This window comes from Leisingera sp. ANG-DT, assembly GCF_000813785.1.
Classification (GTDB): Bacteria; Pseudomonadota; Alphaproteobacteria; order Rhodobacterales; family Rhodobacteraceae; genus Leisingera.
This window is the reverse complement of the sequence record NZ_JWLE01000008.1, coordinates 70744-97131: the sequence shown is the minus strand read 5'-3', so window position 1 is coordinate 97131 and position 26388 is coordinate 70744. Positions and strand designations below refer to the sequence as shown.

Sequence of the window (26388 nt, the reverse complement as noted above, 5' to 3'; positions counted from 1 at the left end):
GTCAGCCCAGAATGCCGGGCAGGTTCAGCCCGTGCTCGCGCGCGCAATCCTTGGCGATGTCGTACCCCGCATCCGCGTGGCGCATGACGCCAGTGGCCGGGTCATTCCACAGCACCCGCCCGATACGGCGGTCGGCGTCCTCGGTGCCGTCGCAGCAGATCACCACGCCGGAATGCTGCGAGAAGCCCATGCCAACGCCGCCGCCGTGGTGCAGCGACACCCATGTGGCGCCAGAGGCGGTGTTCAGCAGCGCGTTCAGCAGCGGCCAGTCTGAGACCGCGTCGGAGCCATCCATCATCGCCTCGGTCTCACGGTTCGGAGACGCGACAGAGCCCGAGTCCAGATGGTCGCGGCCAATCACCACCGGCGCTGACAATTCGCCATTGCGGACCATCTCGTTGAACGCGAGGCCGGCCTTGTGGCGATCACCCAGGCCGATCCAGCAGATCCGCGCGGGCAGGCCCTGGAAGGCGATGCGTTCCTGCGCCATGTCCAGCCAGCGGTGCAGGCCTTCATTCTCCGGGAACAGCTCCTTCATCTTGGCGTCGGTCTTGCGGATATCCTCCGGGTCGCCCGACAGCGCGCACCAGCGGAACGGGCCGATGCCCTTGCAGAACAGCGGGCGGATATAGGCGGGCACAAAGCCGGGGAAGTCAAAAGCGTTCTCCAGCCCCTCCTCCAGCGCCATCTGGCGGATGTTGTTGCCGTAATCCACCGTGGGCACGCCCATCGCGTGGAAATCGCACATCGCCTTGACCTGTACCTTCATCGAGGCGCGGGCGGCCTTTTCCACCGCTTTCTTGTCCGTTTCCCGGCGCTCTTTCCATTCGCCCATGGTCCAGCCCAGCGGCAGGTAGCCGTTGACCGGGTCGTGGGCGGAGGTCTGGTCGGTCACGATATCGGGGCGGATGCCGCCTGCTTCGGCGCGCTTCACCAGCTCCGGGAAGATCTCTGCCGCGTTGCCCAAGAGGCCCACGGATTTCGCCTCGCCTGCGGCGGTCCAGCGCTCGATCATCTCCAGCGCCTCGTCCAGGGTCTCGGCCTTCTCGTCCAGGTATTTTGTACGCAGGCGGAAGTCGATGCTGTCGGGGTTGCACTCCACCGCCAGGCAGCAGGCACCGGCGAATACAGCGGCCAGCGGCTGCGCGCCGCCCATGCCGCCCAGGCCGCCGGTCAGGATCCACTTGCCCTTGAGGTCGCCGCCGTAATGCTGGCGGCCGGCTTCGGCAAAGGTCTCGTAGGTACCCTGCACGATGCCCTGCGTGCCGATATAGATCCACGACCCAGCCGTCATCTGACCGTACATCATCAGGCCCTTTTTATCGAGCTCGTTGAAGTGGTCCCAGTTGGCCCAATGCGGCACCAGGTTGGAGTTGGCGATCAGCACCCGCGGCGCGTCCTTGTGGGTCTGGAACACGCCCACCGGCTTGCCGGACTGCACCATCAGGGTCTGATCTTCTTCCAGGTTCTTCAGGGTCTCGACGATCAGGTCGAAATCCTTCCAGGTGCGCGCCGCGCGGCCGATTCCACCATAGACCACCAGCTCATGCGGGTTTTCGGCGACGTCGGGATGCAGGTTGTTCATCATCATCCGCATCGGCGCCTCGGTGACCCAATGCTTGGCAGTGATTTCCGGGCCGGTGGGCGGGAAGATGTCGCGGGTGTTCTTGCGGGGATCGCTCATGCCGAGGGCCTCCAGTTTTTGAGATCAGTCAGGATTTTGGTGAGAGGGGCGCGCAGCTGTTCCGCGCGCTCCGGCAGATAGGTCCAGGGCGGGCTTTCCTGGCAGTAGGTGGCCTGCGCCAGCTCCATCTGGATCGCGTGCAGGCCGTCCGCAGGGCGCCCGTAATGGCGGGTGGTCCAGCCGCCCTTGAAACGGCCGTTGAGGATGGCGGTATAGCCCTCCGCCGCGTCGCAATGGGCCACGGTCAGCGCCTCGATCGACGCGTCGCAGGTTTCACCCATGTTGGTGCCCACGTTGAAATCCGGCAGGCGGCCTTCGAACAGGAACGGAATGTCGCCGCGGATCGAGTGGCAATCATAGAGGATGGCAAAGCCGTGAATCGCCTTCACCCGCTCCAGCTCCGCCATCAGCGCCGCGTGATAGGGCGCATGATAGGCGTCGCGGCGGCGGGTGATCTCCGCCTCGTCCGGCTCCTTGCCCTCCTGCCAGATCGGCAGCCCGTCGAAATCCGTCAGCGGCACCAGAGTGGTGGTGTTTTGCCCTGGATAGAGACTGATACCTGCGGGGTCGCGGTTCACGTCGATCACATAGCGGTGGATCGGCGTGCGGACGGTCGTGATGTCCTCCACCAGCCCCGTGTAGAGGTCGTGAATGTGCCAGTCGGTATCGGCCAGCGCCCGGCCGGTCTCGTTCAGGCTGTCCCAGATTTCCGGCGGCACATCGGTGCCGGTGTGGGGCAATCCCAGCACCAGCGGCGAGGTGCCTTGGGTCACTTCGATCATGCCGCCACCTTCACGCCAGCGGCATCCGCAACCCGGCCCGCGCGGACCATGGCGCTGGCGGCTTCAATGTCGGGCGCCAGATAGCGGTCCTCAGCCAGCGCGGGGATATCGTTGCGCAGCATTGCCAGCACATCCTGCAGGCGGGCCGAGGTTTGCAGCGGCGCACGCGCCTCCACCCCTTGCGCGGCACAGAGCATTTCAACGCCGAGGATCACCGACAGATTGGCGTTCATCCTGGCAAGCCGCAGGGCGCCGTGGGCGGCCATCGACACGTGGTCCTCCTGGTTGGCCGAGGTCGGGGTCGAGTCGGTCACGCAGGGGTTGGCCAGATGCTTGTTCTCGCTCATCAGCGCGGCGGTGGTGACTTCGGCAATCATAAAACCAGAGTTGAGGCCCGGATCGGGGGTCAGAAACGGCGGCAGGTCGTGGCTCAGGGTCGGGTCGACCATCAGCGCCACCCGGCGCTGCGCGATGGCGCCAACCTCGGCCACCGCCAGCGCGATCTGATCGGCGGCAAAGCCCACATATTCCGCATGGAAGTTGCCGCCCGAGACGATCCGGCCTTCGTTCACCAGCACCAGCGGGTTGTCGGTGACGGCGTTGGCTTCGATCTCCAGCGTCTTGGCGGCCATCCGCAGCACGTCCAGCGCCGCGCCCACCACCTGCGGCTGGCAGCGGATGCAATACGGATCCTGCACCCGGGTGTCGCCCTCGCGGTGGCTTTCGCGGATCTCGGAGCCATCCATGATGCCGCGCATTTCCCGCGCCACATCGATCTGCCCGGCATGGCCGCGCAAGCTATGGATGTCGGCAACCAGAGGCGCGGTGGAGCCCATGATCGCGTCTGTGGTAAGCGAGGCAATCACCATCGAGGCCTCAGCCATGCGCCAGGCGTCAAACAAGCCGGCCAGCGCGCAAGCGGTCGAGAACTGGGTGCCGTTGATCAGCCCCAGGCCTTCCTTTGGACCCAGAACAATAGGCTCTAATCCGGCCTTTTTCAGCGCTTCCGCGCTGGACATGCGGGTGCCTTCAAAGGTGGCCTCCCCTGCCCCGATCATCGCTGCTGCCATATGCGCCAGCGGCGCCAGGTCGCCCGATGCACCAACGGAGCCTTGCGACGGGATCACCGGTACCACACCGCGCGCCAGCATCTGTTCGATCTGCTCAATCACCAGCCAGCGCACACCTGACGCGCCGCGGCCCATCGACAGCAGTTTCAGCGTCATCATCAGCCGGGTCTTGTCCTCCGGCAGCGCCTCCCCTACCCCGCAGCAATGGCTGAGGATCAGGTTGCGCTGCAGGGTGGCGGTGTCAGCCGGTGCGATCTTGGTCGAGGCCAATTTGCCGAAGCCGGTGTTGATGCCATAAACCGCTTCTTCTCCGGCAGCAGCATCCGCCACCATCTGCGCGGCGGCCTCCACCGGCTCACGCGCCGAGGCATCCAGCTTGGCCGGGGTCAGGTTGCGGTAGATATCTTCCAGCGTGGACAGCGTCACGGTGCCGGGGATCATCTCGATCATCGTTTTCCCTCATAGATACGGGTGTAAAGCGGGTTGAAGCCGATGCGGTAGGCGAGCTCTGCGGGCGTCTCCACGTCCCAGACCGCCAGATCGGCGCGCATGCCGGCGGCAATCTGGCCGCGGTCCGTCAGCCCCAGCGCGCGCGCTGCGTTGCAGGTGACACCTGCCAGCGCCTCCTCCGGCGTCATGCGGAACAGGGTGCAGCCCATGTTCATGGTCAGCAGCAAGGAGGTCAGCGGTGAGGAGCCGGGGTTGCAATCGGTCGCCAGCGCCATCGGCACGCCGTGGGCGCGGAAGTGCTCAATCGGCGGCGCTTGGGTTTCTCGGATGGTGTAGAACGCACCCGGCAGGATCACCGCAACAGAACCCGCCGCGGCCATCGCCCTGGCGTCGTCCTCGGTGGCGTATTCGACGTGATCAACTGACAATGCACCGTACTGCGCCGCCAATGCGGTGCCGCCCTGATGGCTCAGCTGCTCGGCGTGCAGTTTCACCGGCAGACCCAGCTCCCGCGCCACCTTGAACACCCGTTCGATCTGCGCCGGGGCAAAGGCGATGTTCTCGCAGAAGCCGTCGACCGCATCCACCAGCCCCTCCGCTTGGGCGGCGCGCAACGCGGGGATGCAGACCTGATCGATGTAGTCGTCGTCCCGGCCTTTGTATTCGCCGGGCGTGGCATGGGCGCCGAGGAAGGTGGTTTTTACCGTCACCGGACGCAGTTCACCGAGGCGGCGGGCAGCGCGCAGCATGTTCAGTTCGGTCTTCAGGTCCAGCCCGTATCCGGATTTCACCTCCACCACCGTGGCGCCTTCCGCGATCAGCGCATCCAGGCGCGGCAGCGCGCCCTGCACCAGATCTTCAAGCGCGGCCTCACGGGTGGCAGACACGGTGGAGACGATGCCGCCCCCTGCCCTCGCGACTTCCTCATAGGAAGCGCCATTCAGGCGCATTTCAAACTCCATCGCGCGGTTGCCGCCAAAGACGATATGGGTGTGGCAGTCGATCAGGCCCGGTGTCACCAGCCGCCCGTCCAGATCCACATGCTTCCAGGGAAAATTGTCAGCTGACAATTCCTGCCGCAGCCCGGCCCAGACGATTTTCCCGTCCGAAACCGCAACGGCCCCGTCGTCAATCAGCCCGTAAAGCGCATCTGAGCCGGCCATCGTGGCCAGCTTGGCGCCTGTCAGAACATAGTTGCCAGTCACGCAAATCCCCCCGAGTCGCTTGGTTGCCGGTTTGGCAATAAGCTACTCATTTAGGCGATTATGTCTAGTCATAAAATGAATTGGCTGCGACTTGGCCCGGCGATGCTAGAGACCCTCTTTCTGCGGTATCCGCGGGTGCAGATCGTCGATGATGATCGGATGCGCATGCGGGTGGCCGCCCTGCAGATGCGGATGGTCAGGCGGCAGGTCCGGGTGCTCATGCGCAACCGGTGCTGCGCTGTCCGCAGGCCAAAGGCGCTGCGCGGCAAACAGCCCGGCGGCGGCCAGCAGCGCCAGCACCAGCATTGCGGCCCCTGCCCCCCAGGCCGCCATCAGCCAGGCCGACAGCGGATAGAAGACCAGCCAGCAGGCATGCGACAGGGTGAACTGTGCGGCAAAGATCGCAGGCCGGTCCGCTGCATGGGCAGAACGTGCCAGCAGCCGCCCTGAAGGCGTCATCACGGCGGAATAGCCAAGGCCGATCACGAACCAGGCAATTGCCAGCCGTGCAAAGTTCAGCGGCAGTGCCAGTGCTGCCAGCGCCAGCAGCCCCAATGCGGCAGTCCCCAGCACGCCGCCCGCCAGCATCACGCTGCGGTCCGGCACACGCTCCAGCAGCCGCGGCAGCAGCATTGCCGACAGCATCGAGCCGCCGCCGAAACAGGCCAAGGCCAGCGCCACTGCGCTTTCCCCCTGCCCCAGCCCGGCGCGCACCAGCACCACTGTATTGACCAGCACCATCGCGGCCATTGCCGAGACCACCCAGTTCATTGCCAGCAGCCCGCGCAGACGCGGTGTGCGCAGATAGTTGCGAATGCCGCGGGTGGTGCGCTGCCAGATGGGCCGCGGCGCCTTGGGCGCTGGCGACGGCAGAATGATTGACACGAGCAGAAAGGCCGAGGCCGCAAACCCAGCCGCGGTGCCCCAGAACAGCGTCGAGGAACTGACCAGAACCAGCAGCGCCGCCGCCAGCATCGGGCTGATGAGGCTTTCCAGCTCATAGGCCATCCGCGACAGCGACAGCGCCTGGGTATAATCCTTCTCCTCAGTCAGCACATCGGGGATCGAGGCCTGGAAGGCGGGCGTGAACCCGGCCGATGCGGACTGCAGCGCAAAGATAAGCAGATAGACCTGCCAGACTTCCGTGACAAACGGCAGGCAAACCGCAACCGCCATCCGCACCATGTCGAGCGCGATCAGCATCCGGCGCCGGTCCACCTGTTCAGCCCAGGCGGCGGCAACCGGGGCAACAGTGACATAGGCCACCATCTTGATCGTCAATGCTGTGCCCAGCACCACACCGGCGCGCTCCCCGGCCAGATCATAGGCCAGAAGGCCAAGCGCCACGGTCGCAAGTCCGGTGCCGCTGAGCGCCACGATCTGGGCGAGGAACAGGTGCCGGTAGGTCCGGTTCTTCAGGATAGAGAGCATGCAGGCCTTGCCTTCTGGCTGAGAATGTTTCTGCCACTGTGGCCGCGGCCCGGCGCGGAAAGCAATGGTCCACTGCGGCCGGAGCCCCAAGCAAAAAAATTGTCAGCTGACAATATCAGTCAAAAGTATCCGGTGCCGGGAGGCGCCGCGGGTGATTTTCAACCTCAAACTCTGCGCCGGTCCACATCCTTTCCCCGGTGGAAACCGGCTTCACGCGCAGGGCGGGCTTCGCGGTATTCCCAAAAGTTGTCAGCTGACAATTCACTTCTAGCTCCTGTACTGGAGAAGCCGAAATCCAGTGTTCACCGCGTCAAACCAGTCACTGAAGACCGGCAGCTTGTGAAAATTGTCAGCTGGCAATCTCCGCCCGGTTCCCCGCCTGCAGCAGTGCGTTCAGCATGGGGGCAGTGGAGAACTGGCCCGCCCGAGCCTTTTGCGCCAAGCGTCTGAGGTAGGCGCCGGGGCTGCGGATTGTGTTTATTTTCTCCAGCATGCAGATCACTACGGTTGCCGCGTCCTTGCGGCCCATTGCGGCGCGTGCATCGCTTAGGACTGGCATATCAATGCCCATCATGGGTGACAGGCTCTCGGCAATCCGGTCGGCATCCTGCCAGTTTCGTAGGCCGCCGGGGTAATATCCCTGAACCTCCGGGCAGGCACGCAGAACCGCTGCCAGATCAGTGTCTTTCTTTGCCGGTCCACCAGTTGCTACAGAATGCTGTGGCTGAGGGCAGGGCACTTCCGTGGCCGTCTGTTCAGAGTCAGAATCTTTTTTTACTGAATCCTGTATGTGCCGCTCATTTTGGCTGTCAGGGCCGCTCATTTGGCGTGCAGGAAGTTTGGTTTCCTGGGCAGGCTCTTCGGGTGTCCGGCTGGCAATTTCATCCTGCAGGGCGTTGGCCATTGCGGTCAATTCGGTGGCGCAAGGTTTGCGGCGCAGCAGTTTGCGGGCGGCTTCCAGCAGCACGTCAGCACCGCCCTCCGCCAGCTCCAGCAGTTCTTGCCGCAGCACGGCAACCCGGTCGCGCAGCAGGGCCAGGCGCTCGGCACGGGCCTTGGCGTCTAGCGCGGCATCAAAGATCTGGCTGGCATGGCGGGCGAGGGGGGAGAGATCGAAGCCAAAGGCAAGGGCCATGTCTTCGCCGCTGCGGCGCGCATACCGCTTACGGTTGGGGCTGTTCTTCCGGCTGACAATGCCAATCCGGGTGAGGGCAGCCAGGTGGCGGCGCAGGGTGCTTTCGGGCATCCCGTTGAGCCGCTCCATCAGCTTGCGGTTCGACGGGAACACGATGGCGCTGTCGGGCGCCGCAGGCAAGGCGCGCTCCGGGAAGAACGTCAGCAGCGCCTTCAGGACGCCAAGGGTGCGGTGGCTCAGTTCAAATTCCGCGGCGGCGTGCGTCAGCGCAGCCAGAAGGTCCCACTTGTCGTGAGTACCCGCCAGCTGGCCGCACGGATCCTGCCGCCCAAATGCGATTTGGGACGCCTGTTCCATGATTATTTTCACGAAAGACAAAAAATACCCGCCCCTGTGCGGCGCACAGAGTTGACACTGACGAGTCTGAGAGGCTATTCCAAAGGTGCTAAATCTGAGAACGGCCTTCTGGGATGTAATGTCCTGGGGGGCTTTTCTTTTGCCTGCTACGTGCCTCCTGTCCTGTTTTCTCTGCTCTTGCTCAGTCTTCCGGCTGCTCGGGCTGGTCTTGCTGCCAGCGGCCGTGAAGCTCTGCCATGATCTCTTCGGCGTTTTCGTCGAACCAGGCGTCAAAGCCGGGCGCGTGCTTGCCGGAGATCGTCAGGGTGATGCCCTTGGCGGTTGTCTTGATGCCTGCGACCTCAGCGCCGTTGCTGCCCGGCAGGGCGCGGGATTTCGGCGGGGCAGGGGGGGCTTTCACCTCCTGGCTCACGCCCTGGGCATGGGTCAGAACCGCCTCGAACCGCCCGTCGGAGTCAAAAGTGGTGAAATCGGGCCGGTTTGTCCGGGTAATGGCCCTGGCCCGAGCCGCGGGATCGTCAAACAGCTTGACCATCTGCATCCAGCGGTCGCGGCCGATGCCGGGGGCAGAGCCGATGGCCCGCAGGAACGGCAGCTCAAACGCGGTGCCGACCTTCAGCATCCGCGACACCATTGGCAGGTCGATCGACAGCGCCGCGGCAATTGTCGGCCGGTCATAGCCGTCGTTCTGCAGCTGCGCCGCAAAAGATGCCTTCTCGATGAAACTGAGGTCCAGGCGCGAGGTGTTTTCCTGCCCCTGCGCCATCACCAGCGCGTGGTCGTCCAGTTGGCGCACCATCGCCTTTACGGCCATGCCAAGTTCGCGCAGTGCCATCAGGCGGCGGCGGCCATAGACGATCTCGAACCGCCCCGGCGCCTTGGGGTGCGGACGCAGCAGCACCGGCACCTGCTGTCCATAGGTCCGCAGGCTCTCCTTCAGCTGGTTAAGCGCGGCGCCGTCCAGGCCCAGCCGGTCCTCGTAGCCCGCGTCGTCGATCAGCGCGGCGTCGATCTCCTGCACCGCGCTTTCCTGCAGCTTGCTGAGCGAGGATTGCAGCGCCCCGACCGCGCCGCGGGGCATCATCTTGGGTTTCGGCCCCGGAGCGGATGCTGCGGGGTTGCTGAGTGCCGTGCTGAGAATGCCTTTGCGTGCCATCAACGCCTCCATGCTTGTTGAAGGAGCGATTCTATTTCATCGTTAACTTGATTCAGTGAATCGACCGCACGGTCGTAGGTTGACCTGTGAAACATGGACCTTTCGACCTCATAGACGGTTTGCTGGGTCAGGCCCGCATCGGAAATCGCGGTGGATTTCAGCATTGGGGCAACCATGACTTCCTCGCCGAACAGCTGCCGCAGGAATGCAACCACTTGTTGCTGGGGGCCGTCGTTCGGCTCGTACCGGTTGATGAGAAAGCGCAGGAAATCGAACTCCAGCGTGGCGCCGGCGTTGGAAACCACGTCCAATAGTTCGGCTGACATCTGCAGGAACTGCGACATCGAGGCGATGTCGAGCATATTCGGCACCACGGTGATGATCACACCAGTGGAGGCGCAGAGCGCTGACATGGTCAGATACCCCAGCTGCGGCGGGCAGTCGAAGATGATCACGTCGTAATCCTTCTCGACCTCCTGCAGCGCCGCGGCCATGCGCGAGAAAAACGCGGGCTGCACGTTGTTGATCAGCGCCTGCGGGGTCTCGTGTTCAAACTCCTGCAGGATCAGCCCGCCGGGGGCCAGATCCAGATTGGCGAAATAGGTTTCCTGGATGATGTCGCGCAGGGGCAGGGGGTCTTCATAGCGGATTGCGTCATAAATCGTCCCTGTTTCGAGGAAATCGACCTCCGGCTGGTAGCCGAAAAGCGTCGTCAGCGACGCCTGCGGGTCGATGTCCACCGCCAGCACCCGGTAGCCCTTGAGTGCCAGCCGCTGCGCAGTGTGAATGGACGATGTGGTCTTGCCCGAGCCGCCCTTGAAGTTCAGGAACGACAGCACCTGCACCTTGTCGCCTTCACGCCGCCCGCGCAGGTAGGTGCCCGGCGTCTTGGCCGCGGCATCCAGGATCTTGCGCATCTCCATCAGGTCGGCGGCGGAATAATGGCGGCGCCCGCCGGGCGTGGTGTGCACCTCGGGGAATTTGCCGTCAAAATGCAGCTTGCGCAGGAAGCTGGGAGAGATGCCCAGCATCTCAGCTGCCTCGCCCGCGCTGAACAGGCGCAATTCCTTCCTTGCATCCGGCGCAAAACTTGCCAGCATGTGGCTGTTGAGGGCCGCACTGAGGTTCTCCGCGTTCTCGCGGATACGCTGATTGATGTGGAGTGCTACTGCCACCTGCTGCCCTCTCGATAGTAACGCTGTTTTGCGTCAGCGCTTTATTTATCGTTTCTATACGCAATGCGAACGCAGTTGTGCAATAGATTCCTTCAGTTAGAGGTTGCAGCCGGGCGTTTTGGTTCTCCGCCATACACGGTGCATTTCGGGTGAATTTCCCGTAACTCATTGAAATTATGAAAATTGCCAAAGGTCAAATGAGCTTTCACGGCCTGTGGATAATTTTTCGCTGCGGTATGCATGATGCGCAAGACCGGCGCGGCCGGCGAGTCGCCAAGTCAGAGAGATTCCCTGAAAAACAGCCGGTATAGGCTCTAAATGCACATTCTGAGCCTTGAGCGGAAGAAACCGGATCTGACCCCAGGCCGGTTCCGCCGGACAGAGTGTCGGTTTCTGCAACCGGATTTCGCAATCCTGCAGGTGAAACCCGATTCATTTGGAGAAACTCACCGTCAAAGGAGACCCCTGCGATGACTGAGCAAGCCACTGCCACCCGCGCCCGCTCCGGCGGCCGCAACGCCCGCCGCGCCCTGCGCACCGCGCCCAAGTTCGACATGCTGCCGGGGCTGACCCGCAACATCCCGCTGTGCGAGGTGATGGACGGCGGCCAGGTCGAAAAGATCGACAACGCCTCGATGGACATTCTGGAGAATGTGGGCGTCCAGTTCCGCGACCCCATCGCGCTGGAGGACTGGAAGAGGGCAGGGGCCAAGGTCGTGGGAGAACTGGTTTACCTCGACCGCGGCCTGGTGCGGGAATTGATCAAGACCATTCCCAGCGATTTCACTTATCACGCGCGGGATCCGAAAAAGAACGTGCGCCTGGGCGGCAAGCATTCGATCTTTGTGCCGATGACCGGCGCGCCGTTCCTGCGCGACCTGGAGGATGTGCGCCGCAACCCGATGCTGGACGACCTGGCGATGTTCCATAAGCTGGCGCATATGATGCCGGCCCTGCACTCCTCGGCGCACCACATCGTGGAGCCATATGACCATCCGATCAGCCAGCGCCATCTGCGCATCACCTATTCTTCGATGAAATACTCCGACAAGACGTTCATGGGCATGACCACCAGCCCCAAGAACGCCGAGGACGTGATGGATATGTGCGCCATCCTGTTCGGAGAAGAGTTCATCATGAACAATCCCGTAACCACCGGCAACTGCAACGGCAACTCGCCGCTGGTCTGGGATGAGACCATGCTGGGCGCCATGCGCGCCTTTGGCGCCCGCCGTCAGCCGGTGCTGTGCTCACCCTTTGTTCTGGGCGGCGCCAACACCCCGGCCTCTGTCGCGGCCTCGGTGGCGCAGCTGAACGCAGAGGCGCTGTCGGCGCTGGCTTATACCCAGGTCTGCAACCCGGGCACCCCGGCGATCTACGGCCATTATCTCTCGACCGTCAGCATGAAATCCGGCGCGCCGATGGCGGGCACCCCGGAAATCAGCCTGATGAATTTCATGATCGGCCAGATGGCGCGCTACTACGATGTGCCGTGGCGGACCTCCAACACCCTGGGCGGTGCCAAGACGTTTGACGCGCAAGCGGGATATGAATCCGCCACCACACTGTCGGCAGTGATGCACGCGGGCGCCAACTATATCTGGCATTCAGCAGGCTGGAACGAAGCCGGGATGCACTGCTCGGTTGCAAAATTCATCGTCGATGCGGAGCAATGCGCGATGGCCTACCGGATGGCGGAAGGCCCGAAATGGGACGATTTCGACCAGGCGATTGCCGCGGTTCCGGATGTCGGCCCCGGCGGCCACTATCTGGGCCATCCGCATACGCAGGAGAACTTCCAGGAGGCGTTCTTCATGCCGGAACTGTTCGACAATAACTCGATCGAGCAATGGCAGGCGGAGGGCAGCGTCGAGATTACCGAACGTGCCCTGACTCGCGCCAAGAAGCTGCTGGCGGAGTATCAGGAGCCGAAGCTGGACGAGGCAAAGAACGAAGAACTGCTGGATTACATCGCCCGGCGCGAGCGGGAGATCCCCGCGGCGGATGAGCTGAACCAAAGCTACTAGGCTTCCTCCCCGACTGGCCCGCCCTTCGATAGGGCGGGCTTTTTTTCTGACAGGAAAGGGAACGTAATGGAATTTCATGGAAAATGTGCGCTGGTCACCGGCGCGGCGGGCGGTATAGGCGCCTCCATCGTTCAGCGCCTGCGTGCCGCCGGCGCCACCGTGGCGGTTGCCGACCGCGATATCAGCGGCATTGAGGCCGAGGTGCATCTGCCCGGCAATCTGCTGGACGCAGCATATGCCAACACGCTGCCGCAAGCAGCGGCAGAGGCGCTTGGCGGGCTGGACATCGTCATCAACAACGCCGGCGTTATCACCCGCGGCCCGGTGACCGAGACCTCGGACGCCGATTGGGACCTGTCGATGGGTGTGAACGTGGAGGCGCCGTTCCGCATCTGCCGCGCAGCGATCCCGATCATGGCGCAAACTGGCGGCGGTGCCATCGTCAATACCTCCTCCTGCTGGGGTGGCAAAAACCCGGGACCGAACCACGCGCTCTACTGCATGACCAAGGCGGCGATTGCCTCGCTGACGCAATGCATGGGGATGGATCACGCCCACCAGGGCATCCGCATCAACGCGGTCTGCCCGAATGAGGTGAACACGCCGATGCTGCGGACCGGTTTTGCCAAGCGCGGCTTTGATCCGGACAACGCCGTTGCGGAGCTGGGCAAGACGGTGCCGCTGGGCCGGATTGCCGAGCCGGAGGACATTGCCGATGTGGTGATGTTCCTCGCCTCGGATGCGGCGCGCTACATGTGCGGGGCGCTGGTGGAGGTGAACGGCGGGAAACCGGTGTCATGATGCGGTTTCAGGGCAAGGTAGCGCTGGTCACCGGCGGCCGCAGTGGCATCGGTTTGGCAATTGCCCGGCGGCTGCGGGACGAAGGCGCGCGGGTGTTCACCGCGCAGCGCGGGCCGGATGCGGAGTTTGAGGCAATCCCGGCGGATTTCACCGACCCGGACAGCCCGGCGCAGGTGGTGGCCGAGGCGGTCAACAGGGCAGGGGGGCTGGATGTGCTGGTCAACAATGCCGGCATGATGCAGGAGGCACGCGTCGAGGAGATGACCCTCGCCGGCTGGCAGCGCAATCTGACGGTGAACCTGACCGCGCCGTTCCTGATGATCCAGGCGGCGCTGCCGCATTTGCGCAAATCCCGCGGCAGCATCGTCAACACCGGCTCGATCGAGGGGCTGGGCAGCAATCCCGGCCACGCCGCCTACTGCGCCTCCAAGGCGGGGCTGCACGGGCTCACCCGCGCGGTGGCGGTGGATCATGGGCACGAGGGCATCCGCTGCAACGCGGTGGCGCCGGGCTGGATCGACACTGAACTGAACATGGATTTCATCGAGGGGATGCCTGATCCACAGGCCTTCCGCCGCGATATTGCCGGCATCCACCCGGTGGCCCGCACCGGCAAGCCGGAAGAAGTGGCGGCGCTGGCGGCCTTCCTCGCGTCAGAGGACGCGGGCTTCATAACCGGCCAGGTCTATACCGTGGACGGCGGCCGGATGGCCAAGCTGAGCCTGCCCTGACAGCCGCTTCCTTCTGGTCCGAAATACCCCGGGGGAGGCCGCAGGCCGGGGGCAGCGCCCCCTCCGTCCTCTACTCCTTGCCGGACCGCCATTCCTTCCACATCAGGTAGGTATTGGCGCCCAGCGAGGCAAAGGGCTCAGGCGGCAGTTTGGGCGGTATCGGCTGGGCCAGGAAATGGCTGGCAATCTGTGAGCCGCCCTGCAGCAGCATCTCGGCAATGCCCATCCCTTGCAACGTGCCGCGGGCGATGCCGAGGCCGTTCTGGCAGCAGGCGGAATAGATCCCCTGGTCCAGCTCTCCGAATGCGGCAGAACCGTTGCGGCTGAGGCAGAGCATCCCGGCCCAGCGGTGTTCCATCTTGACCCCTTCCAGATGCGGGAAGCGTTCCTTGAACTTGCGGTCCTGCACCCAGCCGGCGTTGCGCAGGCGCATTTCGCTGGTCTCGATGGTGGGGTGGAAGCTGGAGCAGGTTCTGACCAGGATCCGGTCGCCATAGGAGCCTGAGATCCGCCGCACGGAGGTGCCCATCGGGTCTGCAGGCGTGACTGACCAGCGCGGTGTGCCGCCAAGCCGCTTGACCTGCTCCGGAGTCAGGCGTTCGGTCATCGAGGCGTAAAGGCAGATGTGCATCAAGCGGCGCTGGTAGAAGCCGAAGCTTTCCAGGTGGCCGTTGTTGGCGAGGATAATTTTGCCGGTGCTGATGCGGCCCTTGGGGGTGCTGACGAGCCAGCCATCCGCCTGTTTTTCAAACCCGGTGGCGGGGGTGTTTTCAAAGACGCTGATCTGCCCGGCCAGACGCGCCGACAGGGCGCGGATATAGGCGGCGGGCTGGATCATCACCGTACCGGGCGCATAGAGGCCGGAGGTGTAGTGCGGGCTGCCGGTGCGCTCCTGCATGTCCTGCTGGCTCAGCAGCTGATGCGGCTCGCCCAGCCGCTGCAGATGGGCGGCGAAATCGCGGTTGTGCTGGTCGCCGGCCTTAGTCGCGGCGGCGTTGATCTTGCCTGCGGGGTCGAACATCTCCTGCGGCAGGGCGCAGTCCTGCGCCACGCCCTTGGCGAACCCGATGGCCTTACGGTTGAAGGCAATCGCGGCCTTGTCGGCCTCCAGCCCCGATCCAGCGTAATTGTCGGAGGCCAGGTCATGCGGCAGGTCGATCATGAAACCGGAATTGCGCCCGGCGGAGCCTTCGGCAAAGCGGCCGGCCTCCAGCAAGACCACCTTCAGCGCCGGATCCAGCTGGTGCAGGCGGCGGGCGGCGGACAGGCCCGCAAATCCACCGCCGATGATGGTGACATCGGCGGTCAGATCATTTTCCAGCACCGGCAGGGGGGCTTGCTGCGGCAGGATGGCATTCCATCCCGCCGCACCGGTCTGCCGGGGCAGGCGTTTGGCAGTGTAGGCGGTCAATCCACGGCCTCGTCTGCGTCGTCGGCCAGGTCGATCCAGATGGTTTTCAGCTGGGTGTACTGGTCGTGGGCATGGACGGAGTTGTCGCGGCCGCCAAAGCCGGACTGTTTGTAGCCGCCGAAGGGTGTGGAGATATCGCCCTCGCCAAAGCTGTTCACGGTCACCGTGCCTGCCCGGATGGCGCGGGCGCCACGGATCGCGCGTTTGGCGTTGGCGGTGAAGATCGAGGCGCAAAGGCCATACTGGGTGTCATTGGCGATGCGGATCGCCTCGTCAAAGCCGCTGACCTCGATCACCGACAGGACGGGGCCGAAGATCTCCTCGCGCGCCAGAACCGCGTCGTTGCCCGGCACCTCGACCACGGTCGCCTCGACAAAGGCGCCGCCCTGCGCCTTGCCGCCCAGCACCACGTTTTCTGCCTGTTCCAAGTAGCTGCAGACCTTGTCGAAATGCGCCTGGGACACCAGTGCGCCCATGCGGGTTTCCGGGTCCAGCGGGTCGCCGACGTTCCAGGCCTTGGCGTGATGTGCGATGCGTTCCAGTAGTTCAGCCTTCACGTCCTTGTGCACGATCAGGCGGGAGGAGGCGGAGCAGTTTTCGCCCATGTTCCAGAAGGCACCGTTGACGATGTGCGATGCCACCCGGTCCAGGTTCTCGGCGTCGTCCATCACGATGGCGGGGTTCTTGCCGCCCATCTCCAGCACCACTTCCTTGGCGTTGCTCTCGGCTGAGTAGGAGAGGAAGCGCTTGCCGGTCACAGTGGAACCGGTGAAGGAAACCATGTCGATATCCATGTGGCGGCCGATGGGTTCTCCCACATCAGCACCGCCGCCGGGCACGATGTTCAGCACGCCTCGCGGCAGGCCCGCTTCCATCGCCAGTTCCGCGACACGCAGCGCGGTCAATGTGGTTTCCGCGGCGGGTTTCACCACCACAGAGCAGCCTGCGGCCAGCGCCGGGCCGATCTTCCACGCCAGCATCAGGAGCGGGAAATTCCACGGCAATACCAGGCCAACCACGCCGATGGGTTCACGCACCACCATCGCGATGTGATCGTCGGAGGCGGGCGACACCTGGTCATAGATCTTGTCGATCGCTTCCGCGTGCCATTTGATGCAGTGGATGGTCTCCGGCACATCGACGGTTTCGCAGTCATAGATGGTCTTGCCGGAATCCAGGCTTTCCATCACCGCCAGTTCATGGGCGTTGCGGGTCATCAGTTTGCACAGCCGGATCATCACGTCCTTGCGCTCTGACGGGTGCAGACGGGACCAGCGGCCATCGTCGAAGGCTTCGCGCGCCTTTTCAACCGCAACATCCACATCCGCGGCCCCGCAGGCGGCGATATCCGCCAGCTTCTCGCCGGTGGCCGGGTTCACGGTTTCAAAGGTTTTGCCAGAGGCCGCGGGGCAGTACTTGCCATCAATGAACGCAGCCGTGGGCAGGTCCAGATTGGCGGCGATGGATTTGTATTCGTCTTGAGTAAGCAAAGTCATTCCTTAACCCTCCGCCTCGATATCTGCGATTTTCTGTTTCAGCACCCGCACGACCTGTTCCAGCGCGCGTTTGTCGTCCTTGTTCAGCCCCTTCAGCGGCGCGCGCATGGCGCCGGCCTCGATGCCGTTCATGGTGACGCCATGCTTGATGGTCTGGATGAACTTGCCGCCCTGTTCCAGCACGCGCATCAAGGGCATCATTGCCGACATGATGCGGCGGCCCTTGGCAAAGTTGCCTTCGATCACGCAGGCATTGTAGAGCGCGACGTGTTCCTTGGGCAGGAAGTTAGAGCCGCCGCAGACCCAGAAGGGCGCGCCCCAGGCAAAGAACTCCAGCGCCTGGTCGTCCATGCCGCAGCCCAGCTGGATATGCGGGTAGTCGCGGGCCAAGAGGTGCACCCTGTTGATATCGCCGGAGCTTTCCTTGATGCCGCAGAAATTGCGGGAACGGCCGACCCGGTCCAGGAACTCCTCCCCCATCATGGTGCCGGTGCGGTGCGGATAGTTGTAGAGCATTACCGGCAGATCGGCGGCCTTATCAATCGCCAGCGCGTTCAGTGCGTTTTCGCGGTCGGTCGGGACCGAGTAGGGCGGCGAAGCTAAGAGGATGCTATCGGCACCGATCTCCTTGGCGCCTGTTGCCAGAGCGATGGAGTCGCTGGTCAGCATCGCCCCGGTGCCGACGACCAGCGGCAGGCGGCCCTTCAGCCGTTCATGGGTGAAGCGGGCAAGTGCAATGCGTTCCTCGACGGTCTGGGCATAGTTCTCGCCCGTTGAGCCGCCGGAGATCAGCCCGTGCACGCCGTTCTCAACCAGGTATTCAATCACCTCGGCCAGCGCGTCCCAATTGACGCTGCCGTCCTCGAAATGGGGTGTCACCACAGGGGTGTATATCCCCTCAAAGCGGAAAATCGGGGTCATGTCATCCTCATGCAGGGGTTTTGCGTGCGACGGTTCCCAGCGGCACGTCCAGCCCGGCGGGCATGACGAACAGCTCAATCTGGTCGCGCGACAGGTTCCAATGCTCAATCGCCAGCTGGCCCGCCGCCGCCTCGTCGCCGGCCTCGATGGCGGCGATGATGGCGTCGTGCTGGGAGCTGGCCTCATCCAGGTTTTCCGCCATCCGGGCGTCCTGGGGGCGGTAGAAGGTCATGCCGATGCGGGCATGGTCGATCAGCAGGCGCTGAAAGGACGGCAGCAGATAGATGTTGTCCGCCATCTCGCCGGTGATTTCGTGAAAACGGTTGTTGGCCATCGCCCGGTCGGCGCTGGAGCCGGTGCGAAGCGCTGCCTTGAAATCCTCCTGTACGGACTTCAGCGCCGAGACTTGCGCGGGCGTGGCGTGTTTTGCCGCCAGTTGCATCACCGCGCCATAGATCATCGGTGCGGCCAGGAAGAAGTCGCGCAGGGTCATGTGCGACATCTCGCTGACCCGCGCACCGCGGTTTTCCCGCAGATCCACATAGCCCTCGCCCGCCAGTTGGCGCAGCACCTCGCGCAGCGGGGTGCGCGACAGGCCCGACTCCTCAGAGAGTTTGGCCTCGTCCAGATCGGCGCCGGGGCGCAGCTCCAGCGTCATGATTGCGGTTTTCAGGCGGCTGTAGAGCGCAGCCTTCCGGTTCTTTGAGGCGTCTTTCATGGGCTTCTCTCCTGCCGCTTTGCGGTACGGGATTCTCTGGCTTGCGGGCTCTATGACACAAAAATACATATTGTGTACACAGAAAAAATGTGGTGTGTGCAAACAGCGGGCGCAACGCGGCTTGCAGCAGGCAGGGCAGGGGGCCTAGCCTGTCCGGGCGCGAGGGCAATGCAGCCAGGCCCGCACAGCGTTACTTGTCAGGCGGTTGACCCATGACCAAAACCCAGCATTTCGCCTTTCTCCTGCTCGAGGAGTTTTCCCATCTGGCGTTTTCCTGCGCGGTGGAACCGCTGCGGATCGCCAACCTGGTCAGCGGCCAGGACCTCTATGACTGGTCGCTCGGCTCGGAGAATGGCGAGACCGCGACCTGCTCCAACGGGTCAGTGACACTGGTGCACTACGGCTTTGACGCGGTCCCGAAATGCGACCGGCTGTTTGCCCTGTCGGGCATCCATATGCGCAATCATGTGACCAAGCCGCTGCTGGCCGCGCTGCGCCGGGAGAAGGCGCGCGGCGTTGCCGTGGGCGCGCTGTGCTCCGGTGCCTGGGTGCTGGCAGAGGCCGGGTTTCTGGATGGCATGCAGGCGGCGATCCATTGGGAATACCACGACAGCTTCATGGAGGCGTTCCCGGAGGTGAACCTGGTGCGCAACGTGTTTGTGTCAGACGAAAAGCACGTGACAGCGTCAGGCGGCACCGCCACGGCGGATCTTATGCTGCATCTGATCGAGCGGGACCACGGCTATGACCTGGCGGTCGCGGTGGCCGACCAGATGGTTTACAACGCGGTGCGCAATGCCACGGCTGAGCAGCGGGTGTCGCTGCAGTCGCGCAACGGGATGCGCAACGCGCATCTGGCCCGCGCGATTCAGATGATGCATGACCACATCAGCGATCCCATCTCCCCCGCCCGCATTGCCGAGGAGATTGGTATCTCCACCCGCCAGCTGGAGCGGCTGTTCGGCAAATACCTCAACACCTCGCCCAAGAAATACTCGATGGAGATGCGGCTGGAACGCGCCCGCAATCTGCTGATCCAGACTGAGGCCTCGGTGACCGACGTGGCGCTGTCCTGCGGGTTCGACAGCCCGGGGCATTTTTCCCGGGTCTACAAGGCGGCCTTCAACGTGACCCCGATGCTGCAGCGCGGGCGAATTGAGTGAGGCTGCCGGAAACCGGCGCTGTTTCCGGCCATGAAAAATTGATTTTTCATGGCCGTTTTTCCCGTGGAAAAACGGCGGGTGCCTGAAATTTCCGGTCTGGTCTTCAAAGATGTTTTCCTCATATTGAAATGAAACCCTTTCATCCCAGCCCACAGGCCAGGAGCCGCAGATGTCCCGCCGCCACTACAACCTGCCGCCGTTGACCACCCTTGCGGCCTTTGAGGCTGCGGCCCGGCATCTGAGCTTCAAGAACGCGGCGCAGGAGCTGTCCGTCACGCCCGGCGCGGTCAGCCATCAGGTCAAGGCGCTGGAGGCCGAGTTGCAGGCGCCGCTGTTTCAGCGCAAGCACCGTGGCGTGGAGCTGACTGAGGAGGGCGAAGCGCTGTTTGAAACCCTGGCCTCGTCGTTTTCCAAGATCTCCCTCAGCCTCAAGACCATCCGCGACCGCCAGACCGGGGATACCGTGACTATCGGCTCCACCTCTGCCGTTGCCTCGCTGTGGCTGTCACCCTCGGTGGTGCGGTTCTGGGGCCGGCACCCGGATGTGAACGTCAACCAGATCGTCAATGACCGGCCCCTGCGCAGCATGCCGGATGTGGACTTCTATATCCGTTACGGGCGCGAACGGGACACGCGGCTGGAGCAGACCGAACTGTACCGCGATCACTTGGTGCCTGTCGGCAATGCGGAACTGGCGGAGAAGCTCACCGGCTGCCCGCTGGAGGAGCTGGCGCAACAGCGGCTTGTGCATCTGGAGTCCGATGACAAAAGCTGGACCACCTGGGCCGACTGGTTTCAGCAGCTGGGCTACGACGGTCCCATCGCAACAGGCGTGCGGGTGAACAATTACGCGGTGGCGCTGCAGGCGGCGCAGGATGGGGTCGGGCTGGTGCTGGGCTGGCAGCGGCTGCTGCACCCCCTGCTGACAACCAGCCAGCTGGTGCCGATCGGCCCGCATGTTCTGGCGGCGCCGCATGGTTTCCATCTGGTGGGCCGACCCGATGCGGAATTGTCGGAATCCGCCCGTTTGCTTCGCAAATGGGTGATTGGCGAGGTCAATCGAAGCTCGGATGAGCTCAGCTAACTCCAGCGCGAAAATTCCTGATATTGAGTGAATCTGGTCTCTGCCTTCAATGGCGCAAAACGCGCACATCTTTTTCCTGCCTTGGAGAGACCCCAGATGAACAAGCATGACACGCTTGCCCCGGTGATGGCTCCGGTCAACGTTGCCAACGGCCTGCCGAACGCCCATTACATCGACCCCGCCGTCTTTGCCGAAGAGAAACGCTCGGTCCTGTTCAAGAACTGGTCCGGCATCGGTTTTGGCAAGGATGTGCCGGAGCCGGGTTATGCCAAGCCGGTGGATTTCCTCGGCATGCCGCTGCTGATCGTGCGCGACAAGGACGGCGAGATCGGCGTCTTCCAGAACACCTGCCGCCACCGCGGCATGATCCTGGTCGAGAAGGCCGGCAAGATCCGCGGCGCCATCCGCTGCGCCTATCACAGCTGGTGCTATGGCCTTGATGGCCGTCTGGTCTCCACTCCCCACGTGGGCGGCCCCGGCAACAACAAGCATGAAGACATCAAGCTGGATGAGCTGGGCCTGGTGCGCATCCGCTCTTACGTCTGGCGCGATGTGGTGTTTGTGAATGTTGACGGCACCGCGCCAGAGTTCGAAGAGGTCCATGCAGGTCTGCTGGAGCGCTGGAAGGAGTTCGAAACCCCGGTGCATCACGGCGGCGAAGACTCCGGCTTCAAGCTGGAAGTCAAAACCAACTGGAAACTGGCGGTCGAAAACTACTGTGAAAGCTATCACCTGCCGTGGGTGCATCCGGGGCTGAACAGCTATTCGCGCCTGGAAGACCACTACAATATCGAAGTGCCGGGCCACTATTCCGGCCAGGGCACCCTGGTCTACCGCCAGATGAAGGGCGAAGACGGCAAGGTGTTCCCGGATTTCGAAGGCCTCAGCAGCAAGTGGGACGAGGGCGGCGAATATGTGGCCGTTTACCCCAACGTCCTGTTGGGTGTGCAGCGCGACCATGCCTTTGCGATCATCCTGGAGCCGGTCGACACTGAAAACACCGTTGAGCACATCGAGCTCTACTACGCGAAGTCCAACGAGGACACGCCGGAGCTGGAAAACCTGCGCACCGAGAACGCCAAGCTGTGGAAAACCGTGTTCGAAGAGGACGTCTTTGTTGTCGAGGGCATGCAGAAGGGCCGCCATGGTGAGCTGTTCGACGGCGGCCGCTTCTCGCCGGCGATGGACGGGCCGACCCATAATTTCCATGCCTGGGTGGCCGATCAGGTGACCAAGGGCCGCGAGGCATGAGTTCTTTCCTGAAAGACGGGCTGGCCAGGAACTTCCTGGCCGGCGAATGGGCCGAGGGCGACGGCGGTGCACGCATGGCTGTCGAGGATCCGGGCAACGGCCAGCACGTGGGCGACTGCGCGCTGGCGGGCGAGGAAACCCTGGCGAAAGCGCTGGAAGCGGCGCGGGCAAGTTTCGAGCGCGGCGATCTGGCCGCCATGAAGCCCGCCAAGCGCGGCCAGCTGATGCAGCGCATCGCGGCGGAGATCCGCGGAATTGCCGATGAGGGCGCAGACTTACTGTGCCGGGAAAGCGGCAAGAGCCTGAGCGCTGCGCATGATGAATTCGAAGAGGCCGCGCAGTATTTCGAATACTACGGCGGCATGGCCGACAAGATCGAAGGCAAGTCGATCCCGCTCGGCCCCGATTACGCTGATTATACGGTCTATGAGCCCTACGGCGTTTCCGCCCAGATCGTGCCGTGGAATTTCCCGGTGTCGATTGCGGCGCGCTCGCTGGCGCCTGCGATGGCGGCGGGCAATTCGGTGATTATCAAATCGCCGGAACTGGACCCGATGGCATTGGCGATGCTGGGCGTGGCGCTGGAGCGCGCAGAGGTACCGGCAGGCGCAGTGGCGATCCTGAACGGCATCGGTGCTGAGCTGGGTGCGCGGCTGGTCGAAAGCCCGATGGTGGATCAGATCGTCTTCACCGGCTCGGTCCCGACCGGCCAGGCGATCCTGCGCGCCGCCGCCAATCCGGTCACGCCCGCGCTGATGGAGCTGGGCGGCAAGTCCGCTGCGGTGGCGTTCGAGGACGCCAATCTGGACACGCTGATGTCCTCCCTGCAAAGCGGCATCTTCTACAACGCCGGTCAGGTCTGCTCTGCCATGTCGCGGGTGCTGGTGCACCGCTCGATCTATGACGAGGCGGTGGAACGCGCCGCCGCGCTGGCAAATGGCCTCAGCGTTGGCCACGGGCTGGAAAACCCCGGCCTGACCCCGGTGATCTCTGCCCGCCAGCTGGACGGGATCGAAACCCTGGCCGCCACTGCCCGCCAAAGCGGCGCCCGCGCGGCTTCGGGCGGCGAGCGTCTGGAACGGGAGGGCTATTTCATGGCGCCGACCATTCTGGCGGACGTGGACCCCGCGTCCCGCGTCGCGCAGGAGGAAATCTTTGGCCCGGTCACCTGCTTTACGCCTTTCGATACCGAAGCCGAAGCCATCACCATGGCGAACGGCACCGAGTTCGGGCTGGTCGCAGGCGTCTTCACCCGCGATCTGGCGCGGGCGCATCGGGTCGCGAACCGTTTGCGCGCCGGGCAGGTGTTCGTGAACGAATGGTTCGCGGGCGGCATCTCCACCCCGTTCGGCGGCGTCGGCAAATCCGGCTTTGGCCGCGAGAAGGGCTTGGAGGCGCTGTATAATTACGTGCGCACCAAGAACATCGCGATCTCGCTGAAGGGCTGAGGGATGGAGCGCGCAGACCTCGACCAGGCGCTGCTGCAGGCGCATGAGGACAAGGACAGCGCCGTGCTGGTCCGGCTGTACACACTGGCTGGGGATCAGGCGGAGGAGGCGGGCAACATTGACGCCGCCTGCTTCTACCTGACCCACGCCTTTGTCTTTGCGCTGGAGGCCGGATTGCCGGAGGCAAAAGAGCTGAACCGCCGGCTGGCGGACCGGGGCCGGGCGCATCCGCTGGAGCTGTGAGACAAGTCTCAGGGCACTGTCCCCGCGGGGACGGCGCCCTGTTTTGGCCGGCAGGGGAGGGCCGGCCAATCATATTCTAAAAGGGGAGGCACGAGCATGATTCCGGAGAAAATGGCGGCGGTTCTGCTGACTGGTCATGGTGGTATCGAGAAGCTTGAGTACCGCACCGATGTGCCGGTGCCGCAGCCCGGTCCTGGCGAGGTGCTGATCCGCGTGGCGGCAGCGGGCATCAACAACACTGACATCAACACCCGCATCGGCTGGTATTCCAAGGCGGTGGAGGCTGACACCAACGCGGGCGGCGCCACCGGGTTCGACAGTGTCAACGACGACGACGCCAGCTGGTCCGGCAAGCCGCTGGAATTCCCGCGCATCCAAGGCGCTGACGCTTGCGGCCAAATCGCGGCGGTGGGGGAGGGGGTCGATCCCGCCCGCATCGGCGAGCGGGTGCTGGTGCGCAACATGCTGCGGACTTACGTCGACTACCGCCCCTATGAATGCTGGACTTTCGGCAGCGAATGCGACGGCGGCTTTGCCCAGTTTGCGGTGGCGCCTGCGCGCGAAACCCATGCGGTGAACTGCGATTGGTCCGATGCGGAACTCGCCTCGATCCCCTGCGCCTATTCCACCGCGGAAAACATGCTGCACCGGGTGGGCCTGGGCGCGGAGACCGTGCTGATTTCCGGTGCCTCCGGCGGCGTGGGCTCTGCCGCCGTGCAGCTGGCCAAGCGCCGCGGCGCCACGGTGATTGCGCTGTCCTCTGCCGCCAAGGCGGATGAAGTGCTGGCGCTTGGCGCCGACCGGGTGGTGGACCGCAATGCGGATCTGGTCAAGGAACTGGGTGAAGGCTCCATCGACGTGGTGGTGGATCTGGTGGCGGGTCCGCAGTGGCCGTCGTTTCTGGATGTGCTGCGCCGGGGCGGGCGGTACACCACCGCCGGCGCCATTGCCGGGCCGATCAGCGAGATCGACGTGCGCACGCTCTACCTCAAGGACCTGACCCTGATGGGCTGCACCTTCCAGGAGGATGAGGTGTTCGCCAATCTGATCTCCTACATCGAAGCCGGAGAAATCCGGCCGCTGGTGGCCAAGACCTATCCGCTGAGCGACATCGCCACTGCGCAGGAGGATTTCCTGAGCAAGAAGCATACCGGCAAGCTGGTTTTGATGGTCCCGGAGGTGTCCGGGTGAAAATCAAGAAGATCGAGCTGTACCAGCTGGACCTGCCCTATTCCGGCGGCGTCTACACCCTGTCGGGCGGGCGGGAGTACCGCAGCTTTGATGCGTCCTTCGTGCGCATCACCACCGATACGGGGTTGGAGGGCTGGGGCGAAAGCACGCCGTTCGGCTCCACCTATATCGCTGCGCATGCCCTGGGTGTAAGGGCAGGCATTGCCGAGATCGCGCCCTATCTTCTGGGCCGCGACCCGCGGCAGATGGACCGCATCAACGAGGCAATGGACGAGGCGCTGCTGGGCCACAACCACGCCAAGTCCGCAATTGATCTGGCCTGCTGGGACCTGTTCGGCAAGTCGGTGAATATGCCGGTGTGCGAGCTGCTGGGCGGCTCGACGGGCAAACGTCTGCCGGTGATCTCTTCAATCTATGCAGGCAGCCCGGAAGACATGCGCGCCCGTGTCGCGCAGCACCGGGAGATGGGCTACCTGGGCCATTCGGTGAAGATCGGCGCGCTGGACGGCGAAGGCGGCCCGGCGCTGGACGCCGAGCGCATCCGCGCGTCGCTGGCGGACCGTCAGCCGGGCGAGTTCTTTCTGGTTGATGCCAACGGCGGGCTGACGCCGGAAACCGCGCTGCGGATGCTGCGGATGCTGCCGGAGGGGCTGGATTTCGTGCTGGAGGCGCCCTGCAAGACCTGGCGCGAGACCATGTCGCTGCGCAAGCGCTGCAACGTGCCGATCATCCTGGATGAGCTGGTGCAGCAGGATGAGGACATCGCTCTTATGCTGGCGGAGGACGTGGCCGACGGTATCGGCCTCAAGATCTCCAAGGCGGGCGGGCTGACCCATGGGCGGCGGCACCGGGACATGTGCCTGGCTGCGGGTGCGACGGTCAGCGTGCAGGATACCGTCGGGTCCGTGGTCGCGTTTTCCGCCATCGCCCATCTGGGTGCGACGGTGCCGGAGCGGTCCCTGCGCTGCATTCTGGACTGCCGCGATATGGTGACGCTGAAAACGGCGGAATTCGACGCACCAGTGCAGGACGGCGGCGTGCTGGTGCCCGACGCGCCGGGGCTGGGGATCACCGTCGACCGCGGCCTGATGGGCGCGCCGCAGGCCGTTTGGGAGGCCTGAATACGCAGTATTTGGTAGAATCAGTTTCAACCGCGTGTTGAGACTGGCAGGCAGACTGGCCCGCCCTGGCGGCGCCTGCGGGAACGGCGTTGCCGTTTCCGCCTGTCCGCTTTGACGGTTTCCCGAAGGGCGTGAGCGCCAACAGTCTGATAAAAGCGCGGCACACACAGGAAATCGGGAAACTGGCAGGGGCACAGCCTTGCCAATCGGCGCCGAATTTGATTCGAGTGCGCCGGAAATCAGGACAGGCTGTGCGGATGTGCGGAAAACGGCGTTTTGTGCGTTTTCTTTGCCGCCGCTGCCGGAACGGGGTAAGAACCGCCACGGGATTCGGCCT

The 26388-nt window shown here is 63.8% G+C and carries 22 protein-coding genes; 10 read left to right on the top strand and 12 right to left on the bottom strand.

All coding sequences use genetic code 11. The annotated features are described in order from the left end of the window. Position 1: 1 nt before the first annotated feature. The 8 genes from hutU to repA form a co-directional block, all read right to left on the bottom strand. Positions 2-1684 (bottom strand): urocanate hydratase, encoded by a 1683-nt coding sequence (gene hutU, locus RA21_RS09995; RefSeq protein WP_039148352.1) that lies wholly within the window; start codon positions 1682-1684, stop codon positions 2-4. After that, positions 1681-2466, bottom strand: a complete 786-nt coding sequence (gene hutG, locus RA21_RS09990) for an N-formylglutamate deformylase (RefSeq protein WP_039148349.1) — start codon at positions 2464-2466, stop codon at positions 1681-1683. The genes hutU and hutG overlap by 4 nt, the downstream gene beginning before the upstream one ends. Then, the gene (hutH, locus tag RA21_RS09985; RefSeq protein WP_039148346.1) at positions 2463-3986 is read right to left on the bottom strand and encodes a histidine ammonia-lyase; all 1524 of its coding nucleotides are present in this window, start codon (positions 3984-3986) and stop codon (positions 2463-2465) included. The genes hutG and hutH overlap by 4 nt, the downstream gene beginning before the upstream one ends. Beyond that, positions 3983-5191 carry an imidazolonepropionase gene (hutI, locus tag RA21_RS09980; protein WP_039148344.1) on the bottom strand — a complete coding sequence of 403 codons (1209 nt, stop codon included), beginning with the start codon at positions 5189-5191 and terminating at the stop codon, positions 3983-3985. The genes hutH and hutI overlap by 4 nt, the downstream gene beginning before the upstream one ends. 105 nt (positions 5192-5296) lie before the next feature. Continuing rightward, the gene (locus RA21_RS09975; protein ID WP_039148485.1) at positions 5297-6622 is read right to left on the bottom strand and encodes an MFS transporter; all 1326 of its coding nucleotides are present in this window, start codon (positions 6620-6622) and stop codon (positions 5297-5299) included. Positions 6623-6971: 349 nt separating this feature from the next. Next, entirely contained in the window at positions 6972-8114 is a 1143-nt protein-coding gene (gene repC, locus RA21_RS09970; RefSeq protein WP_039148341.1) for a plasmid replication protein RepC, read from the bottom strand. Positions 8115-8295: 181 nt separating this feature from the next. Next, positions 8296-9270 (bottom strand): plasmid partitioning protein RepB, encoded by a 975-nt coding sequence (gene repB, locus RA21_RS09965; protein ID WP_039148482.1) that lies wholly within the window; start codon positions 9268-9270, stop codon positions 8296-8298. After that, positions 9270-10445 carry a plasmid partitioning protein RepA gene (gene repA, locus RA21_RS09960; protein ID WP_029204611.1) on the bottom strand — a complete coding sequence of 392 codons (1176 nt, stop codon included), beginning with the start codon at positions 10443-10445 and terminating at the stop codon, positions 9270-9272. The genes repB and repA overlap by 1 nt, the downstream gene beginning before the upstream one ends. 470 nt (positions 10446-10915) lie before the next feature. Between repA and RA21_RS09955 the strand changes: the two genes are divergently transcribed. From RA21_RS09955 to RA21_RS09945, 3 genes are all read left to right on the top strand, one after another. Further along, a complete protein-coding gene (locus RA21_RS09955; protein WP_019294361.1) occupies positions 10916-12472 on the top strand; it encodes a trimethylamine methyltransferase family protein in 1557 nt (518 codons plus the stop codon). A 66-nt stretch (positions 12473-12538) separates the two neighbouring features. Next, on the top strand, positions 12539-13273 hold the full coding sequence (locus RA21_RS09950) for an SDR family NAD(P)-dependent oxidoreductase (RefSeq protein ID WP_039148338.1): 735 nt from the start codon (positions 12539-12541) through the stop codon (positions 13271-13273). Further along, the gene (locus tag RA21_RS09945; RefSeq protein WP_039148335.1) at positions 13270-14004 is read left to right on the top strand and encodes an SDR family NAD(P)-dependent oxidoreductase; all 735 of its coding nucleotides are present in this window, start codon (positions 13270-13272) and stop codon (positions 14002-14004) included. The genes RA21_RS09950 and RA21_RS09945 overlap by 4 nt, the downstream gene beginning before the upstream one ends. Positions 14005-14074: 70 nt before the next feature. Here RA21_RS09945 and RA21_RS09940 read toward each other — a convergent pair whose 3' ends face one another. From RA21_RS09940 to RA21_RS09925, 4 genes are read right to left on the bottom strand one after another with little or no spacing between them, the layout of a single operon-like run. Continuing rightward, entirely contained in the window at positions 14075-15415 is a 1341-nt protein-coding gene (locus RA21_RS09940; RefSeq protein ID WP_039148332.1) for an NAD(P)/FAD-dependent oxidoreductase, read from the bottom strand. After that, entirely contained in the window at positions 15412-16911 is a 1500-nt protein-coding gene (locus RA21_RS09935) for an aldehyde dehydrogenase (RefSeq protein WP_039148329.1), read from the bottom strand. The genes RA21_RS09940 and RA21_RS09935 overlap by 4 nt, the downstream gene beginning before the upstream one ends. Before the next feature lie 3 nt (positions 16912-16914). Then, entirely contained in the window at positions 16915-17832 is a 918-nt protein-coding gene (locus RA21_RS09930) for a dihydrodipicolinate synthase family protein (RefSeq protein WP_019296937.1), read from the bottom strand. Between the two features lie 7 nt (positions 17833-17839). Further along, complete coding sequence (locus RA21_RS09925; protein WP_039148325.1) at positions 17840-18550, bottom strand: GntR family transcriptional regulator; 711 nt, start codon at positions 18548-18550, stop codon at positions 17840-17842. 212 nt (positions 18551-18762) lie between these two features. Here RA21_RS09925 and RA21_RS09920 point away from each other — a divergent pair, with 212 nt between their 5' ends. The 7 genes from RA21_RS09920 to RA21_RS09890 all read left to right on the top strand — a co-directional run bounded on the left by RA21_RS09920 (position 18763) and on the right by RA21_RS09890 (position 26051). Beyond that, positions 18763-19713, top strand: a complete 951-nt coding sequence (locus tag RA21_RS09920; RefSeq protein WP_019296939.1) for a GlxA family transcriptional regulator — start codon at positions 18763-18765, stop codon at positions 19711-19713. A gap of 169 nt (positions 19714-19882) precedes the next feature. Next, a complete protein-coding gene (locus tag RA21_RS09915; RefSeq protein WP_039148321.1) occupies positions 19883-20797 on the top strand; it encodes a LysR substrate-binding domain-containing protein in 915 nt (304 codons plus the stop codon). Between the two features lie 96 nt (positions 20798-20893). Next, entirely contained in the window at positions 20894-22048 is a 1155-nt protein-coding gene (locus RA21_RS09910) for an aromatic ring-hydroxylating oxygenase subunit alpha (RefSeq protein WP_019296941.1), read from the top strand. Further along, positions 22045-23496, top strand: coding sequence for an aldehyde dehydrogenase family protein (locus RA21_RS09905; protein WP_039148318.1), 1452 nt, complete (start codon positions 22045-22047; stop codon positions 23494-23496). Before RA21_RS09910 ends, RA21_RS09905 begins: the two co-directional genes overlap by 4 nt. A gap of 3 nt (positions 23497-23499) precedes the next feature. Beyond that, positions 23500-23739 (top strand): hypothetical protein, encoded by a 240-nt coding sequence (locus RA21_RS09900; RefSeq protein ID WP_039148315.1) that lies wholly within the window; start codon positions 23500-23502, stop codon positions 23737-23739. Between the two features lie 96 nt (positions 23740-23835). Beyond that, positions 23836-24930, top strand: coding sequence for an alcohol dehydrogenase family protein (locus tag RA21_RS09895; protein ID WP_039148312.1), 1095 nt, complete (start codon positions 23836-23838; stop codon positions 24928-24930). After that, a complete protein-coding gene (locus RA21_RS09890; protein WP_039148309.1) occupies positions 24927-26051 on the top strand; it encodes a mandelate racemase/muconate lactonizing enzyme family protein in 1125 nt (374 codons plus the stop codon). Before RA21_RS09895 ends, RA21_RS09890 begins: the two co-directional genes overlap by 4 nt. Positions 26052-26388 lie beyond the last annotated feature (337 nt).